The organism is Paraburkholderia sp. IMGN_8 (genome assembly GCF_038050405.1).
Lineage (GTDB): Bacteria > Pseudomonadota > Gammaproteobacteria > Burkholderiales > Burkholderiaceae > Paraburkholderia.
Genome location: NZ_CP150901.1, coordinates 2,989,978 through 3,007,150, shown reverse-complemented (window position 1 = coordinate 3,007,150; position 17,173 = coordinate 2,989,978). Strand labels below are relative to the sequence as shown.

Genomic DNA, 17,173 nt, shown 5'->3' with positions numbered 1-17,173 from the left:
GTCGCTGTCCGGACCATTTTCCAAAGAGCTATTGGCGCGTGGGGGCAACGGTTCATGCCCTCTGGCTGAGGGCCTTGTGCTGTTCGGGCTAGGTGACAGTCATGTCAATCTCCGTGAAAGGTCGAGCGTCGTGCGTGCGATGGTGAGCGACTGCGGGCGCTCAGTTGTTGGTCGAGGCGGCCGGCCGCTCGTCGATCGCATCCACGCGGTCCGGATAGAACGCGAGGTGATTGCGGATCCGTGCGACGGCTTCGTACGGGTTCTCGTAGGTCCAAGCGGCGTTGACCGCGCGCTCGCCGCCAGCCAGAATCGAGAAGTACGCGCAATCGCCCTTATATGGGCAGTACGTCGCGTGGTCGGTGCGCTCGAGCAACGTCATGTCAATATCCTTTCGCGGGACGTAGACGACTGCCGGGTAATGGGCTTCGCGCAGCGTCAACGCATCCTGCGTATCGACGATGACCTTGCCGGCCACCGTGACCACCACCCGCGACGGATTGCGTTCGATGGTGATCGGATGGTCCTTGCCCGGAGTCTTCACTGGCCGGGCGGCGGGAGTGGTGTTGCTGACCATGGGTTTCTCCTTGAGTTGGCGCTTCAGGGGCGTTCGTTCCCGCCAGCCAGTCAGCGCCGGTGCAATGCGTTATGCGGCGGCGCTCGACCGGGCAGATACCTCGTCGTACCATCGCTGAAACGCGGTGTGTTCGACTGGAATCGGCATCTTCAGCGCGTTGGCGGCGAAGTCGGCCGTCACGAGCGTCGTGATGTCCGCCGCGGAGAAATCATCGCCGGCGACGAACCGGACTGTATCGAGCCGCTCGTTGAAGTCGGCGAAGAAGTTGGCTACGCGCTGTTTGCTTCGCGCGATCAGTTCGGGAATCTGCTCATAGGCATGCGGACCTGACAGCGCACGGCCTTTCAGGCCCGCGACCGCGTTACGCACGCCTTCCATGACCGGCGCGAAGCCGTCCAGTTCTGCGCGGCGTTCCCACATCGTGACGAGGGCCTTCGACTTTGCCGTGGTGCCCAGCAATGGGGTCTGCGGATACGCTTCTTCCAGATAACGCCAGATGGCGAGCACTTCTGCGATGACGGGGCCGTCGGCGAGGGCCAACGCCGGCACCTGGCTGCGCGGGTTGATTGCGCGGTAGGCATCGGAAAACTGTTCTTTGGCGCCCAGGTCGACAGGCTTCGTCGGGATGTCGATTCCCTTCTCCGCAATGAAGATGCGCACGCGGCGTGCGTTCGGAGAGCCTTTCGATTCGTACAGGATGGGTGTAGCGGTTGTCATTTGAATCGTGCTCTTTGATGTTTCGTATAAATATGGATATCTGATTAATCGGGCTTCTCGAAGACACTGGAAACGGGTGTGAATCGGGTTGATCTAGAGTTTCGAGCCGCCGTCGACACGCAGCGTTTCACCGGTAATCCAGCGCGCTGCGTCCGAGGCGAGAAACGCAACCGCACCGCCGATGTCATCAGGTTGCGCGACGCGCTTTAACGCCTGCATGCCGAGCGTGACCTCGCGTCCCGCGGCGGTCTTCGTGAAGTTCGACATGTCGGTTTCGACGACGCCGGGCGCAACTGCATTCACGCGAATCTCGCGTTCACCAAGTGCCGAAGCGAAATGTCTGACGAGTGTATCGACCGCCCCCTTGGTAGCCGCGTATGCGGGGAACTTGCCGACCGCGGCATGCGCCGCGAGCGACGAGAGCAGGACAACGCTGCTGCCTTTGCACATCACGGGCAGTAACTGCTGCACGAGGAAATAAGGCGCACGCACATTCACGGCGAACAAGTCGTCGAAATCTTCGACGGTCGTTTCCTCAATGCTTGCGGCCTTTGAAATGCCGGCGTTCGCCACCAGAATGTCCAGACGATGGCCGACGACAGTGCGAACGCGTTTTGCGAGCGTATGCGGGCCGTCTGCGTCGCGCAGATCCGCGGCGATTTTCTGGGCGTTGCCGCCGGCCGCGCGGATTTCGGCGACGACAGCATCCGCCGCCTTTTCCCCGCTGCTGTAGTGAACGAGCACCTGTGCGCCTGCTTTCGCGAGTGCGAGCGCACTGGCGCGGCCGATGCCGCGTGAGGCGCCCGTGACGAGCGCGGTCTTTCCGGCGAGGTGACTCATGACAGTGCTCCTGATCGCTGTAGGTTCGTCATCAGCCCGCCGTTTTGCCGCCGTCGACGGAGACGATCTGGCCCGTCACGAACGACGCGGCATCCGATGCGAGAAACAGGATCGCGCGGGCGATATCGTCAGGCTGGCCGATGCGGCCCAGCGGCACCGTCGAGACAAGCGCCCTCTTGCGCTCCGCCGTGCCGGTGAAGCGGTCGAGCATGCCGGTTTCGGTCGGTCCCGGCGCTACTGCGTTGACGCGCACGCCTGACGCGGCGACTTCGAGCGCGGCGGACTTGGTCATGCCTTCGACCGCATGCTTGCTGCCGGCGTAGACCGACGCGTAAGCGGCGCCTTCATGGCCGTAGCTCGACGACACGTTGACGATGCTGCCGTGCCCCTGTGCCTGCATCACGCGTAGTTCGTGCTTCATGCTGAGCAGCGTGCCGAGCACGTTGGTGTCAAAGGTCGCGGCGTAGCTTTCCGCCGTCTGGTCAACGACGGAGCCGGGTTCTCCCTCCGTGCCGGCATTGTTGACAGCAACATCGATGCGGCCGAAGCGGGCGACGGCCTGATCGACGAGGCCGCGTAGATCATCGTCATCACGGACGTCGGCACGGACAAAGACGGCGTCTGCGCCGAGTTCGCGAAGTTCGGCTTCGAGCGCTTTGCCTTCGGCTTCGCGGCGGCCGGAAACGACGAGATGCGCGCCGCTGTCCGCGAACGCCAGTGCCGTGGCGCGGCCGATGCCTGTAAGCGCACCGGTAATTACAACAACTGGGATGTCCATTCAGACTCTCCGGGTGATATAGATGAGAGGTATGGGGCGAAGGCGGGTGTCAGTCCGTTGGGGGTTGCTGGTAGATGCTATGCGGCTGCCTGATTGCTAATCTAGTGGTCGATTGCGAAAAGCAAAAAGACTTTGTAGGCTGGTGGGCATGCCTGTGAGGCATGGGATGCGGGCGAGGAGCATATGGAACTTCGACATCTGCGGTATTTCATTGCCGTCGCGGAGACGGGTAGCCTCACGGTTGCGGCCGAACAGCGCCTGCATACGTCGCAGCCATCTCTTAGCCGACAGATTCGCGATCTGGAAGACGAGGTCCGCGCGGAACTGTTCAGCCGCAGTGCGCGCGGTGTCGAGCTGACTGCATCGGGCAAGGCGTTCCTCGACCATGCACTGCTGGCGCTCGCGCAGGTCGACGCCGCGACCGAGGCTGCGCGCCGCGCCGTGCGGCCGGCGAAGCAGGTCTTCGCGCTCGGCTTTCAGACCGGCGAGGAAATCACCTGGCTGCCGCGCGCCATGCAGGTTCTGCGCGATGAATTGCCGAATATCGACGTCACCGTATCGAGCAGCTATTCGCCGGACCTCGCCGATGCGCTAGCGCGTGGCCGGCTCGACCTCGCGTTTCTGCGGGCCGAACCGGGATTCGATCTCGACTATCGCGTCGTCAGCAGGGAGAAGCTCATTGTGCTGATGCCGAGCGACCACCGGCTGACCGCACGAACCGCGATCCGCCCGGCGGATCTCGTGGGCGAGACGTTCATCATGGCGTCGAACAAAGCCAGGGTGCTCCACGACGTCATTGAGCGGTATCTGCAACGGAGCGGCGTCAATATCACACCCGGACACGGCGTCGACAATCTCGCGATGGCGATGTCGCTCGTTGCGTCCACGCGTGGGCTCGCGTTGATGCCGGAGTACGCGAACAATCTGCTGCCATGGTCGGTCGTCAGCCGGCCCCTTGAAGGCGATGCACCGACGGTTGATCTCGTCATTGGCTACAGCAGGTCGAACACCTCTCCAGTCCTGAAGCTCTTTCTTTCGAGAGCGGAAGAACTCTCGGCACCGTTCACTACACGATCCTCATGAGGAAAAGCCCGACGTAGTGCCCTCGTGCCTGGCGAATACGTGTCCTGCCCTCGCCGGGACGCCGGACGTTGTCCGATTGTCGTTCGGTAGCGGACATAGCAGCGCTGGTATCGATCGACTCTTACGGGTCGCGTGCTGCCGATCGCCGCCGTGCGAGGTTCAGACCGCGTATGCCAATTGCATGAGACGGCACCCGGCCATCTACGGACGTTGGCCCACGCCATCAAGTGCTCGGTCGAACGTCGGCTGCTGCTCCGGACCGGACCTTCGAGCAGATATCAGCCGGTCGGTCATTGGGCAACGTCGGCCGGCAAATGGTTAAACTAGAGCCTCTGGACCCTTCGAACCAAACTTGGCTATGCCCCTGTCAGTTGAGTTGCAGTGCTTCATATCGCGCTCCGCCTGGTCGGCTAATTTGACACAGGAACAACTCGCTCGCGTCCAGAAAGATGCCTTTCAACGGTCGTATTCTGCCGGCGCCCTGGTCTGTCATCGCGGAGCCCCTGCGGATCATTGGATAGGCGTGATCGAAGGGTTAGTCAAAGTCGATACGGTCTCGAAAGGTGGGCGGGCCACGACCTTCGCCGGCGTGCCGGCGGGTTCCTGGTTTGGTGAGGGAGCCCTATTAAAAGATGAGCCTCGCCCATACTCGGTGGTAGCGCTGCGCGACAGCGAAGTCGGGTTTATTCCGCACAGCACATTTGAGTGGCTGCTTGACAATAGCCATTCGTTCAGTCGATTTGTCATCGATCAACTCAATGCACGGTGTGGATACTACGTCGGTCTGGTTGGAAACCTCCGTTTGCACAAAGCATCTGCAAGAGTCGCTTTCTGTCTCGCTGAACTGTTCAATCCGCAACTCTTTAGTGTTACTGACCTAACGCTGGGTCTTTCACAAGAAGAAATCGGACGTTTGTCCGGCCTTTCCAGGCAGAACACCAACCGGGCGCTTCGCGAGCTCGCCGATGCGGGGCTTCTGATGATCGAGTATGGCTCAGTCCGCATTCTTGACCTGGCAGGGCTTCGCGATTTTGCACACGCCGAAGATTGATTGTGCAGTGGGTGCAAATCGTGTCGCAATAGTAAGCGTCGATACACCCGCGAGACGTGACTATGCGTCAGACAGCTTCGTAATGGCTTCCCGGCTGCCAGCCTGCTCTCGAAGTCGAAACTTCTGAATTTTTCCTGTGCCTGTCTTTGGCAGTGTGCCGTACACGATCCTCACAGGACACTTGTAGTGAGCGAGCCGCTCTCGGCAGAACGTAACTAGCTCCCGTTCAGAAGGTGCATCGATACCCTGTCTCAATTCGACAAATGCGCAAGGCACTTCGCCCCACTTGTCATCGGGCTGCGCCACCACTGCCGCGATGAGGACTGCCGGGTGTTGGTGCAATACGCCCTCCACCTCTACCGATGAAATGTTCTCTCCACCTGAAATGATGACGTCTTTGGAACGATCTGTGATCTGAATGTATCCGTCCGGGTGCACCACGGCAATATCGCCAGTGTGGAACCAGCCACCCTCGAAGGCGTTTCGGGTTGCGTCCTCGTTCTTCAGATAGCCTTTCATCATGACATTGCCGCGCAGCAGTATCTCTCCCTCGGTCTTGCCGTCCGCAGGAACTGACTCGAGCGTGGCGGGATTTGCGACTCGCATGGCTTCAAGTCCGGCGGCCCGCTGACCTTGCCGCGCCTTCAGGCGCGCCTGCTCCTCGTTGGCCAGTGCGCGCCAGTCTGCCTGGATGAGGCAACTGACCGGCGTGCCGGAGGCTTCGGTGATGCCGTATACGTGCTCGACCTCGAATCCCAGCTCGCTTACCGATTTCAACACGGTGGCCGGGGGTGGTGAACCCGCCGTGCGCACGCGAACGGCGCGAGGTAACGGGCTGCGCTCGCTGGCAGGCGCGTCGGCCAATGCGGCCAGGACGATTGGCGCCGCACAAAAATGATCGACGCCGTATTCGCGGATGGCTCTAAATATTCCTGCGGCATTGACTTTGCGCAGGCAGACATGGGTGCCGCCCGCTGCTGTGACCGCCCAGGCGAAGCACCATCCGTTGGCATGGAACATTGGGAGGGTCCAGAGATACACCGGCCCGCGCGGCACGCCCCAGTCAATCAACTGGAGCATGCTCATCAGGTGAACCCCACGGTGACTGACCACGACCCCTTTCGGGTCGGAAGTCGTTCCGGACGTATAGTTCAACGCGATGGCGTCCCATTCGTCCGCGGGCCACACGCCTTCGAAGTCTGGGTCGCCTTCTCCGAGCAACTGCTCATAGTTGAGGTCACCTATCGATGCCCCCGGCGGTGCTTCGAGATCGGCAATGTCAATCACGAGTGGCCTATTGGGAACGTGCTCGAGCGCGTCCGCGGCAAGGGCCGCGAATTCACGATCGACAAAAAGAACCTTGCATTCCCCGTGAAGCAGAATGAACCGAATGCCGTCGGCATCCAGCCTGCAATTGATCGTGTTGAGCACAGTGCCACTCAGTGGCACCCCGAAATGCGCCTCCACCAGCGCGGGCGTATTAGGCGCAAGGATCGATACGGTGTCGCCGCGCGTGACACCCCGCCGGACGAGCGCGCTGGCCAGCCGGCGGCAGCGGCTGCGCGTCTCCGCCCAGGTCTGGCGCATCGCGCCATGCACGATAGCGATCCGCTCCGGAAACAATTCGGCGCATCGATCCAGTGAGTGCAGCGGTGTCAGCGGAACATGGTTAGCTTCGTTTCGATCGAGTCCGTGCTCGTAGATTTGGGTGGGCATGTTATGTCTCCTCGTCTGATGTGAAAACTGTCCGGGTACAAGCGGTGCCAGGGTACGACCTCTGAATCGGCACGCTCAAACCTTGCTGTACTACACCGAATCTAAACGTTGCGCTGGCCCGAAACTGTCCCGAACAAGACACTCCTGCGGTTCGTAGGGGACGACGGGTTACCGGTGTCAATTGTCATGTTCGAGACAACCGGTCCTTTTCTGCCCCGCTAATCTTGCTCATCAGGCAATGCTGCCGTGCAACGGAGTTGCGCGGGTTTGCTGGCATTAGAGACAGATGGAGTGGCAGATGAAGAGAAGTGACACACCCCCGGCGATGGATGCCGATGTGCTGCGCAAGGCCATCGAATGGGCCATCCTGTCGCGTCGCAGCATCAGGGCGTTTCTGCCCACGCCGATTCCTCGACAGACGGTGGAATCGATACTGGACGTGGCGCGGTTCGCGGCCACGGGCGTCAATATCCAGCCCTGGCGCGTACATGTCGTCACGGGGCACGCCAAAGACCGAATCTGCGCCGCGATCCAGCGGGCTAATGACGATTCGGCACTAGACGAGACATGCACGGACGAGTGGGACTACTACCCGCGCGAGTGGATATCGCCATACCTGGAAAGAAAACGAGCTGTGGGTTGGAAGCTATACGGGTTGCTTGGAATCGAAAAGGGCGACAGGCAACGGATGCAAGGCCAACACAGCCGCAACTATCAATTCTTTGACGCGCCCGTCGGCCTGTTTTTCACGATCGACCGCGTCATGCAGCAGGGAAGCCTGCTCGACTACGGCATGTTCCTGCAAAACATCATGATCGCCGCTCGTGCCCATGGCTTGAGCACATGCCCTCAAGCCGCATTTATGAAGTACCACAAGGTCATTGCCGATCAACTTCGCCTGGAGACGAGTGAGAGGTTTGTTGTCGGCATGAGTCTCGGATTTGCGGATGCCTCACGCATCGAGAACAGCCTCGTTACGGAAAGAGCGGAGGTTGGCTCGTTCACCACGTTCTATTCGGAGTAGCGGCGCGCATCGGAAGCGAATCCAGACGCGAGTCAGCGGCCCGCGTACCGAATGCATCAGCGCAGCGTCACATGAAAGGAAAACGGACATGCAGATCAGAGACAACGTATTTGTAGTGACCGGGGCCGGTTCCGGGTTGGGGGCGGCCACGGCGAACCTGATCGTCGAGCGGGGCGGCAAGGTGGTCCTGGCGGACGTCAACCACGAAGCGGGTGAGGCCATCGCCGCACAGCTAGGACCGGATGCCCGATTCGTTGCCACAGACGTCGCCAGCGAGTACAGCGCCAGGGCAGCTTTTGCAGCGGCCGTGGAAATGGGGGTCCTCCGGGGACTCGTCAATTGCGCAGGCGTTGCTCCCGCCGAAAAGGTCATCGGCCGTGAAGGAACCCACAAGCTGGACTCGTTCGCTCGAACGATCAATATCAACCTGGTTGGCAGTTTCAACATGATCCGCATTGCGGCGGAGATGATGAGCGCCTGCCCGCCAGAGACCTCCGGCGAGCGCGGCGTCATCATCTGTACAGCGTCGGTGGCCGCGTTTGAGGGACAGGTGGGGCAGGCAGCCTACGCCGCTTCCAAAGGTGGCGTCGTCGCAATGACGTTGCCACTCGCGCGGGAACTCTCCCGCTACGGCATCCGGGTCATGACAGTTGCGCCAGGCATCATGGAAACCCCAATGCTGCTCGGCATGCCCGCTGAAGTACAGGAGGCGCTGGGCAAAACGGTGCCGTTTCCAGCCAGAATGGGCAAGCCAGCGGAATACGCCGCTCTGGTGGAGCACATCCTCTTGAACGAATACCTGAACGGCGAGGTCATCCGCCTCGACGGCGCCATCCGTATGGCCGCCAAATAAACCGCAACCATCTTTTCAGCGAATAAACCATGTCCAAAGATCCCGTAGTTATCGTATCTGTCGCCCGTACCCCTATTGGCAGCTTCCAGGGGGATCTCTCCAGCTGCACAGCGCCGCAGCTCGGCGCCGTTGCCGTAAAGGCCGCTATCCAGCGAGCCAGCGTTAGCGCCGACAAGGTGCAGGAACTCATCTTGGGATGTGTGCTGCCTGCCGGCCTCGGCCAGGCCCCGGCGCGCCAGGTGGCAATCACCGCCGGACTGCCCCTGTCGGTGGGCTGCTCCACTGTCAACAAAGTGTGCGGTTCCGGCATGAAAGCCACCATGCTGGCTCATGATCTACTCATGGCCAACAGCAACGAGGTTATTGTCGCGGGCGGCATGGAGTCCATGACTAACGCTCCATACTTCATCCCGAAGGCGCGCGGCGGCTTCCGCCTGGGTCACGGACAGATCCTCGACCATATGTCCTTCGACGGCCTGGAAGATGCTTATTTCGATAATGGCCGTCCCATGGGGACCTTCGCCGAAGAGTGCGCCGAGGCTTACGGTTTCTCCCGAGGCGATCAGGATGCCTATGCAATCAAATCCACCACCCGTGCCCAGACCGCTATTCGGGCCATGGCCTTCGCATGGGAAGTCGCCCCCGTGATGACCTCCAGCAAAAAAGGCGAAGTCCTCGTGGAGCACGACGAGCAACCGTCCAGGGCCAAACTCGACAAGATCGGTAGCTTGAAACCCGCTTTCAAGACCGATGGCACGGTGACTGCGGCCAACTCCAGTTCGATTTCCGACGGTGCCGCCGCGCTGGTGCTGATGCGTCGTTCAAGCGCCGACAGACTTGGGATCAAGCCTCTGGCCGCTATCGTCGGGCACGCCACCCACGCTCAAGAGCCGAGACTGTTTACCACCGCGCCCGCGGGCGCGATGGAGAAACTGTTGTCCAGGATTGGATGGGCGACGTCCAGCGTAGATTTGTGGGAAATCAACGAGGCGTTTGCGGTCGCTGTCATGGCCGCCATGCGGGACATGGCTCTCGATCACGACAAGGTCAACATACACGGCGGCGCCTGCGCCCTCGGTCACCCGATCGGCGCTTCCGGAGCGCGCATTCTGGTCACCTTGCTTGCGGCCCTCAGATTGACGGGCGGACGCCGCGGAATTGCCAGCCTTTGCATCGGCGGTGGCGAAGCCACTGCCATGGCCATCGAGATGATTTAACGTAAGCGCCGGTCGGCCGGCGCACACTGTTGCGCCTGCAAAGGGATGTAGCGAAACGTCATTTATCGCGCTTCGCCGTTCCGACTCGCATCTGGAGCTCTGCATGGACATACTTCAAAGCATGCGCATCTTTGTGCGCGTCGTCGAAGCCGGGAGCTTCACTGCGGCGGCGAACGGCATGGACATCGCACCTGACCAGGTCTCACGCGCCGTTTCGGATCTGGAGGGACATCTTCGAACCCGACTGCTCAACAGGACCACACGACGCATCGCGCTGACCGAAGCGGGTGAGGGATATTACGAGCATTGCATGCAGATCCTCGCCCTGATCGAAGAGGCTGAGGCGGAAGCGGGCGACGCACATGCACGTCCGTTTGGGAAACTGAGGGTCCGCACTCCCGTCGGGTTTGGACAGCACTACCTCATCAAGGGGATCGGCGCGTATCAAAAGCTATATCCGGAAGTGAAAGTCCAGCTGACGCTCGCCAATGGCACGCCGGATTTCATCGAAGACGGCTGCGACGTTGCAATTGTCGGGGCGTTGGCATTATTGGATTCTGAGCTCATTTCACAGAAAGTCGGTAGTGCATTCAGCATTGTTTGCGCATCACGTACTTACATCGAGGCCCATGGCGTCCCACACACGCCAGACGACCTCGAAGCGCATTCGTGCATCCACCTGAACACACCCGAATTTCCAATGAACGTGTGGACCTTCGATGGGCCAAACGGAAAGGAGTCCGTTCGATTCCGGCCAGCGTTGCTGGAAGTCAACACACCGGAGGCTCTTGCCACTGGAGTACGGGAAGGACTAGGAATCGGCCTGATTCCGATCTACTCGGCGATCAGCGGATTGCGCAACCGTGAACTTGCCTGGGTACTACCCGAATACAGGTCGCAGGAGATGGGTCTGTACGCGATGTATCCATCGCGACAATACGTGGACGCGAAGATTCGCACCTGGGTGGACTATCTGAGGGATACGATGCCGGCCACACTGGCGGCTGATCAGGAAGCCGCTCGCAGATTTACTCAGCGTTGATTGACTTCACGCATGTTTCTCCTCGATCTCTCAGGATACCGGTCATTCAGCAGTGATATGGCGGGGGCTCGAGTGGCCGTAAAGGGACCGGTTGCTCGCCGGCCAGCTTGATTGGTCGAATGGCGGTTGCACCTTCGAAGCAGCCATCGCGGTGGCGCGATCTTAAACGGCAGTTCAGGGTCGACCGCGGACCTTCGACTTGGGATCTGCCGAGCCGGCGCGGCCGGACCACGCGATGCGGGCGGTCTTGACACACTCCGGACACGGCCCGGGAGCGCGGGGCCATCCGGCAGAAGGGGCACGCTTGCGTTGAGTTCAGTCGTCTGCTTTGCGTGGTGCCGTTAGAGTGGCCCATCTCTCGACGATCTTGCGATTCGCAAATCGCCATAGCACAAAGCCGTGGAATTCGATCTTATGTCCGGTCGCCGCGTCGGTCGCGCGCCACGTGTTTCTCACCATCACCTTGTCACGCTCAGCGAGCATGTCTTCGATCGTGACGTGAAGGTCCGGCCATTTTTGATAAGCCGCCTTCATCATGGTTATCGCCGCTTCCGCGCCGACCTGGGGCCCCGACGGTTCGTCATGGTTGAGGAAATCCGCGCTGAAGTTCTCCCGTGCGACCTCCGGATTCTTGCGGTTCACGAATTCGTCGAAGTGTTTCGTAACGAACTGCTTCATCTCTTCCAGAGTGAATCCCGGGTCGCCGTCGGGCGGTGCTCGGTAAGCTTCCATAGCGGCCTCTACTCAGTCAGCATCTTGAACGCGTGATTCCAGTCGTTGCGAAGAAACCCCGGCAGGCACCACAGCATGCATAAGGGCTCGAGCGCCCGCGCTGAAACGATGCTCCCACAGTCATAGGGTTCCCAGCCGAATTGCCGTGCGATCGCGCTGACCCGAGCCTTTGCATTATCATCGTTGCCACACAGGAACATGGTCGGCGTGCCCTGCGAAAAGTGCGGATTCACCATCAAGGCATTGCCGACGCTATTGAAAGCCTTGACCACGTGCGCCTGCGGGAGCTGTCCCTGAATCCACTCACCGAGCGACTCGTTTGGCCCCGTCGTGTATTTCAGGATCCCACTGACCGGCGGCTCGTCAGCGAGCGGGTTGGTCGCATCGATGACAGTCTTGCCGGAAAGGTTCTCCGCACCTGCAAGCGCGATCACGCTCCCGGCGATGCGGCCAAGCACGGCCAACACGATGAGTTCGCCAAACTGCGCAGCCTGCTCGAATGTCCCGGCTCGCGCTCCGGCTGTGTCACGCACCCAGTCCTGCACGTCGCTCTTTTGCGGATCCCGCGTGCCCAGCATCGTGTCATGGCCGTGCTTGACAAAGCCCGCGCCAAGCGCCCGGCCGACCACTCCTGATCCCAATACGCCCACTTTCATTTCAACCTCCTCTACGTCATGCAGCCGCGGCGATGCCCATGCTCAGGAACGGGAGCCTTCAGAAGCGCTGCGCCGCGGCTCGTGCAGCAACGACAGCCCGATCCGGGCGCCGAACCCCTGTTGATAGGCGAGCTGCACCAACAGCATCGCCGCAGGTTCGGCGTAACGCGCAAGGGCAAGCGGCCCCGCGTCGACCGGTTGGGCGCCAATCTCGTCGACGAGCCTCGCGATGACCGCCCGCGCATCGACGTCGTCGCTGCAGACAAACACGTTTGGTCGGTGCTCGCCGATGAGCATGCTGGGCGCGTGCAGCATCTGCGCGAATGGCGGGATTGCCTTGACCACGGTCGCCCACGGCGCGAGTTTCGCGATCTCTTCCGCGCCGGATGTAGTTGTCCCGATGGCAAGACCGCTCAGGTCGGGTTTGAGCGCGTTCGTGCAATCCCACATGATCTTTTTACCCTGCACGCTGCCGGTCTGTCCGAGCGCGTCGGAGGTGAAAGTCCAAGGCGTGGCCAGGACCACCATGTCGGCGAACTGCACCGCTTCGGCGACCGTGCCGACGCGCGCGCCGAGCTCGGCGGCGGTCGCATTGAGCTTGTCCATGTCGAGACTGAAGCTCAGCATCACGGCATGGCCGTTCGGGATGAGATGTTTCGCGAGGCCGGTTCCGACGTTACCTGCTCCGATTATTCCAATGTTCACGATCGGGTCTCCTTCCATGAACTCGAGCTCACGCAATGTTTGCCCAGATGGACTTGTACTGCGTGTAGCTTTCGAGCGCCTCCGCACCTTGTTCGCGCCCGTAGCCGGACATCTTGTAGCCGCCGAAGGGCCCGTTGGGGTGGTACTTATGCCAGGTGTTGATCCAGACTGTGCCGGCCGCGATGTGGTCCGCGAGACGCAGCGCTCGGCCCAGATCGCGGGTCTGGATGCCCGCAGCGAGGCCGTATGGCGTGTCATTTGCGATGCGCACGGCTTCTTCGTCGCCATCGAACGGAATGATCGGCAGGACCGGCCCAAAAATCTCCTCGCGGCTGATTTTCAGTTCGTTGGTCGCGTCCGCGAAGACGGTGGGTTCGACGAAGAGGCCCTTGCCATCAATCTTGCGCACATCGCCGCCAGCGACAAGGCGCGCGCTCGATGCCTTGCCGGATTCGACGTATTGCCGCACCTTGTCGAACTCGGCCTTCGAAGCGAGAGGCCCCACCTGGGTACGCGGGTCGAGTGGATCACCCAGCACCGCGGCCTTGGCCATTGCGGCGACCTGCTCGACGACTTCATCGTAGACCGGCCGTTCGACGAGCAACCGCGAGCCCGCGACGCAGACTTCGCCCTTGTTCCAGAAGATGCCCCAGAACGCCGTCTGTATCGCTGCATCAAGATCGGCGTCGGCGAAGATGATGTTCGGCGATTTGCCGCCCAACTCCATCGTCGTGTGCTTGAGCGTTGCCGCGCCGTTGCGAACGATGTTCTGCCCCACGCCCGTGGAACCGGTAAAGGCAATCTTGTCGACGGCAGGATGTTTCACCAGCGCGTCGCCCAGCGTGCCGCCGGGGCCCGTGACGAGGTTGTATACGCCGTCTGGCACACCGGCATCGAGCATCACCTGGGCGAGGGCCAGCGCCGTCAGCGGCGTGTCGGAGGCCGGCTTGTGCACGATAGTGTTGCCGGCGGCCAATGCTGGGGCGACCTTGGAGCAGGTGAGCGCCAGCGGAAAATTGAAGGGCGTAATCGCGGCCACCACGCCGAGCGGCTCGCGACACGTGAGGATCCGGGTATGCGGTTCGTAGGACGTGCGATAGGCGCCGTCCATCGCATGCATGGCAAGCCCGCCGAAAAAGCGGAATAGCCCGGAACAGTGCGGCATGATGACGTCGAGAAAGTCGCGATAAGGCATGCCCATATCCATTGCTTCGCGCAGCGCGAAGTCTTCCGCCCGCTCGTCGAGCAGATCGGCCACGCGAAACAGGATTCTTGCGCGAGCTTCGTGATGCAGGCGCGACCAGTCGCCCGCTTCGAATGCTCTGCGCGCCGAGGCAACCGCCGCATCGGCGTCCTCGGGGGTCGCCTTCGCAACCTCCGTGATGGTTTTCTCGGTGGTGGGATCGACCGTCGGTAGGGTTGCGCCGTCCGACGCGTCACGCCATTTACCGTCGATCAGAAGCTGTCCGCTCGCCAATGGTTTGCGCTGCGGCATTCGCACCGGTTCCTGATTCATGGTCGCGCTCCTCTTGGTTCATACGGTGACGTCGATTCTCGGCGCGCTTTCGCGACCGGTCTATGCTACGGAGCAGTGAAACAGTTGTGAGCGACGGTGCAAGATGAAAACGAACGCAGGCGGATCGATTGACCTGTTCAGGGCCCTGAAAACGTTCGCCGCAACCGTCGAGTCGACAAATTTCTCGGCGGCCGGCCGTCAACTTGGCGTCACACCTGGCGCGGTGAGCAAACAGATCGGCATGCTGGAGACGTTGCTCGGGTGCCGGCTATTCCAGCGCACGACACGTCACCTGTCGGTGACGGACGAGGGGCGGCGCCTGTACACGATGGTGCACGAGCCGGCGCAACAGATCAAAGATGCGATCGCGGCGCTGTCGTCTGACGAAACCCAATTGAGCGGCACGGTGAAGGTATCTTTGCCGATCGCCTTCAGCCGCGTCGCGTTGCTGCCGGTGTTGAGCCGGTTCCGCGAGCGCTACCCCCAGGTCACTCTCGACCTGCGATTCGAAAATCGCCACGTGGACCTGATTTCGGAAGGATATGACTGCGCGATCGGACAATTGCACGATACGGATTCCAGTGTGGTCGCGCGTACGCTCTCTCCTTTGACGCTCATTCTGTGCGCGGCGCCCGCGTACCTGGAGCAGCACGGCGAACCGCAGTCGATCGAAGACCTCGAGCATCACGAACTTATCGCGTTCCGTTCTCCCAGTTCGGGAAGAATCCAGACGTGGAAGTTGCAGGCGCGGAACAAGGAAGTCGTATTCCAGCCAGGCTCGCACCTCATCGTATCCGATACGGAAGCGTTGACAGAGCTTGCCCTAGGCGGGTGCGGCATCGCGCTGCTTGGTGCACATCATGCGGCCGCGCTGATTGCCGCCGGCAAGCTGAAGTGCGTACTGACGAAGTTCGTGTCACGGCGCAGCGACATCTGCATCTACTACGCAGCGAGGAAGCACTTACCGCCGCGCGTCGCGGCGTTCGTCGAGTTCGTCGTCGAGGAAGTCCGGCAGAGCGAGATCGTCAATCGATCACGGGAACTCGTTCAGCGGCGTACCGTTCGAGTCCTCTGAATTGCCGCATGGCCTTGTCGTTATGATGCGTGCACCCATGCGCGCCTTCATTTGACGCGCCGACCTGTTGAGCCTATATTGGTAACCATACGGTTACCAATACTCTCGACATGATGCCGCGAAGCGCAGGGAAAGCCGACGTGTTTCACGCGATCGCCGATCCCACTCGACGTACGATTCTCGATCGGCTGCGCCAGGGCCCCGTGAGGGTCAAAGACCTCGCTGCAGGCTTTGAGCAAAGCCGTCCGGCCATCTCGAAGCACCTGAAGCTGTTATGCGACGCGGAACTTGTCATTGCGGAGCCAGCGGGGCGCGAACGGGTGTATCGCCTGCAAGGCGCGCCGCTGCAACAAGTGGCGGGCTGGATTGACGCCTACCGAACGCACTGGCAGCTCAGTTTGGACAATCTCAAGGAACTGATGGAGAAATCATGAGCGCTTCGCCCAATAGCAGAGCCCGCGCTGTTGCCGATGTCAACCGCGGCACGATATTGGCCGTCGTGGAAATCGCGGCTGCCGCGCAGAAGATTTTCGACGCCTTGACTTCCAGCGAAGTCACCCGTTGGTGGGGGTCGCCTGATACTTATCAGACCACCGAGTGGCAGGCCGAGGTTCGACCAGGCGGCAAATGGCGCGCGGGTGGCGTGAGTGCAGACGGCCGCTCCTTCAGCGTGCGGGGAGAGTACCTGGAAGTGTCGCCGCCAACGCGACTTGTGCAGACCTGGGTGGCGGATTGGGACGGCGGCAACACCACGACGCTCACCTACGAACTCAGTCCGATCGATGGCGGCACGCGACTGACGCTGTGGCACGAAGGATTCGCCGGCCGTCCACAATCCTGTGCCGGACACGCACATGGCTGGGAGCGCGTGTTCGGGTGGCTCACGGCGTACGCATCGGAAGAGGGTAAGCTCTCTCATTTCCTGTGCCGGCTGATCCCCCCGCGGCCAGACTTCGCCCAGACGATAAATGCGCTGGAGAAGTCGGCGATGAGCGAACATGCCAAGTACTGGGCTGGGAAGCTTCAGGAGGGCATTGTCGTCGCATTCGGGCCGGTGCTTGACCCAAGGGGCGTCTGGGGTGTGGGTATCGTGCGCGCCAAGGACGAGGCCAGTGTCGAAGCGATGCGCGACGCCGATCCGGCGATGGTGGCGGACATTGGTATGCGATACGAAATACTTCCGATGATGACGGCGGTGTACTAGTGCAAACCGACATGGTGGGTGGACTGGCAACAAGAGCAACGAGATCGGCGATTTAGAATGGGTGCCTTGTGCCGGCGAGATACCGGCCCCGGCAGTAGACCGGGTGGCCGCTTTATGGTCGCGAGCGGCCACTCTGCGGGTGATGACTCGAAGGACGGGTTTGGGTCACTTGCTGTCCTCCCAACTGGAGTAAAGCCACCGTTCGAACCAGTCGCGGGTCTGACGTCAGCAAAGCTGACCATAGCCGCCGTTGCCCGATGGTCGCGCCAGCGGCAGCTCTGGCCGAATGGACTAAACCGCTCGCGCGGTAAGGGGCTCCGGCACGACTCTGGCGGCGAATGAGAGGTCAGTGGCACCGTTGGTTGCTCGCGATAGCGGAAAAATACCGCA

18 protein-coding genes are annotated in these 17,173 nt (G+C 61.2%); 9 read left to right on the top strand and 9 right to left on the bottom strand.

Features of this window, described 5'->3' with window-relative positions:
* Positions 1–160 precede the first annotated feature (160 nt).
* From WN982_RS34740 to WN982_RS34725, 4 genes are all read right to left on the bottom strand, one after another.
* Positions 161–574: a DUF427 domain-containing protein gene (locus WN982_RS34740; RefSeq protein ID WP_341316528.1), complete on the bottom strand. Its 414-nt coding sequence runs from the start codon at positions 572–574 to the stop codon at positions 161–163.
* A gap of 69 nt (positions 575–643) precedes the next feature.
* Positions 644–1,291 (bottom strand): glutathione S-transferase, encoded by a 648-nt coding sequence (locus WN982_RS34735; RefSeq protein ID WP_341316527.1) that lies wholly within the window; start codon positions 1,289–1,291, stop codon positions 644–646.
* 93 nt (positions 1,292–1,384) lie between these two features.
* Positions 1,385–2,131 (bottom strand): SDR family oxidoreductase, encoded by a 747-nt coding sequence (locus tag WN982_RS34730; protein ID WP_341316526.1) that lies wholly within the window; start codon positions 2,129–2,131, stop codon positions 1,385–1,387.
* 31 nt (positions 2,132–2,162) lie between these two features.
* A complete protein-coding gene (locus WN982_RS34725; protein WP_341316525.1) occupies positions 2,163–2,909 on the bottom strand; it encodes a glucose 1-dehydrogenase in 747 nt (248 codons plus the stop codon).
* 183 nt (positions 2,910–3,092) lie between these two features.
* Between WN982_RS34725 and WN982_RS34720 the strand changes: the two genes are divergently transcribed.
* The gene (locus tag WN982_RS34720; protein WP_341316524.1) at positions 3,093–3,992 is read left to right on the top strand and encodes a LysR substrate-binding domain-containing protein; all 900 of its coding nucleotides are present in this window, start codon (positions 3,093–3,095) and stop codon (positions 3,990–3,992) included.
* A 358-nt stretch (positions 3,993–4,350) separates the two neighbouring features.
* Positions 4,351–5,043 (top strand): Crp/Fnr family transcriptional regulator, encoded by a 693-nt coding sequence (locus WN982_RS34715; protein WP_341319517.1) that lies wholly within the window; start codon positions 4,351–4,353, stop codon positions 5,041–5,043.
* 60 nt (positions 5,044–5,103) lie between these two features.
* Here WN982_RS34715 and WN982_RS34710 read toward each other — a convergent pair whose 3' ends face one another.
* Positions 5,104–6,759, bottom strand: a complete 1,656-nt coding sequence (locus tag WN982_RS34710; protein WP_341316523.1) for an AMP-binding protein — start codon at positions 6,757–6,759, stop codon at positions 5,104–5,106.
* 298 nt (positions 6,760–7,057) lie between these two features.
* Here WN982_RS34710 and WN982_RS34705 point away from each other — a divergent pair, with 298 nt between their 5' ends.
* The 4 genes from WN982_RS34705 to WN982_RS34690 all read left to right on the top strand — a co-directional run bounded on the left by WN982_RS34705 (position 7,058) and on the right by WN982_RS34690 (position 10,895).
* Positions 7,058–7,783, top strand: a complete 726-nt coding sequence (locus WN982_RS34705; RefSeq protein ID WP_341316522.1) for a nitroreductase — start codon at positions 7,058–7,060, stop codon at positions 7,781–7,783.
* An 88-nt stretch (positions 7,784–7,871) separates the two neighbouring features.
* Positions 7,872–8,636, top strand: a complete 765-nt coding sequence (locus WN982_RS34700) for an SDR family NAD(P)-dependent oxidoreductase (protein ID WP_341316521.1) — start codon at positions 7,872–7,874, stop codon at positions 8,634–8,636.
* Positions 8,637–8,665: 29 nt separating this feature from the next.
* Positions 8,666–9,853, top strand: coding sequence for an acetyl-CoA C-acyltransferase (locus tag WN982_RS34695; protein WP_341316520.1), 1,188 nt, complete (start codon positions 8,666–8,668; stop codon positions 9,851–9,853).
* 103 nt (positions 9,854–9,956) lie between these two features.
* Positions 9,957–10,895, top strand: a complete 939-nt coding sequence (locus WN982_RS34690; RefSeq protein ID WP_341316519.1) for a LysR family transcriptional regulator — start codon at positions 9,957–9,959, stop codon at positions 10,893–10,895.
* Between the two features lie 315 nt (positions 10,896–11,210).
* On the opposite strand, the gene WN982_RS34685 is transcribed toward WN982_RS34690, so the two are convergent.
* The 4 genes from WN982_RS34685 to WN982_RS34670 are packed head-to-tail and all read right to left on the bottom strand — an operon-like array spanning position 11,211 to position 14,504.
* The gene (locus WN982_RS34685) at positions 11,211–11,627 is read right to left on the bottom strand and encodes an ester cyclase (protein ID WP_341316518.1); all 417 of its coding nucleotides are present in this window, start codon (positions 11,625–11,627) and stop codon (positions 11,211–11,213) included.
* Between the two features lie 8 nt (positions 11,628–11,635).
* Complete coding sequence (locus tag WN982_RS34680; RefSeq protein ID WP_341316517.1) at positions 11,636–12,283, bottom strand: NAD(P)-binding domain-containing protein; 648 nt, start codon at positions 12,281–12,283, stop codon at positions 11,636–11,638.
* Between the two features lie 42 nt (positions 12,284–12,325).
* On the bottom strand, positions 12,326–13,006 hold the full coding sequence (locus WN982_RS34675) for an NAD(P)-binding domain-containing protein (protein WP_341316516.1): 681 nt from the start codon (positions 13,004–13,006) through the stop codon (positions 12,326–12,328).
* A 10-nt stretch (positions 13,007–13,016) separates the two neighbouring features.
* Complete coding sequence (locus WN982_RS34670; protein ID WP_341316515.1) at positions 13,017–14,504, bottom strand: aldehyde dehydrogenase family protein; 1,488 nt, start codon at positions 14,502–14,504, stop codon at positions 13,017–13,019.
* A 103-nt stretch (positions 14,505–14,607) separates the two neighbouring features.
* Between WN982_RS34670 and WN982_RS34665 the strand changes: the two genes are divergently transcribed.
* From WN982_RS34665 to WN982_RS34655, 3 genes are all read left to right on the top strand, one after another.
* On the top strand, positions 14,608–15,579 hold the full coding sequence (locus WN982_RS34665) for a LysR family transcriptional regulator (protein WP_341316514.1): 972 nt from the start codon (positions 14,608–14,610) through the stop codon (positions 15,577–15,579).
* A gap of 140 nt (positions 15,580–15,719) precedes the next feature.
* The gene (locus tag WN982_RS34660; RefSeq protein ID WP_341316513.1) at positions 15,720–16,013 is read left to right on the top strand and encodes a metalloregulator ArsR/SmtB family transcription factor; all 294 of its coding nucleotides are present in this window, start codon (positions 15,720–15,722) and stop codon (positions 16,011–16,013) included.
* A complete protein-coding gene (locus WN982_RS34655; protein ID WP_341316512.1) occupies positions 16,010–16,783 on the top strand; it encodes an SRPBCC domain-containing protein in 774 nt (257 codons plus the stop codon). The genes WN982_RS34660 and WN982_RS34655 overlap by 4 nt, the downstream gene beginning before the upstream one ends.
* Positions 16,784–17,173 lie beyond the last annotated feature (390 nt).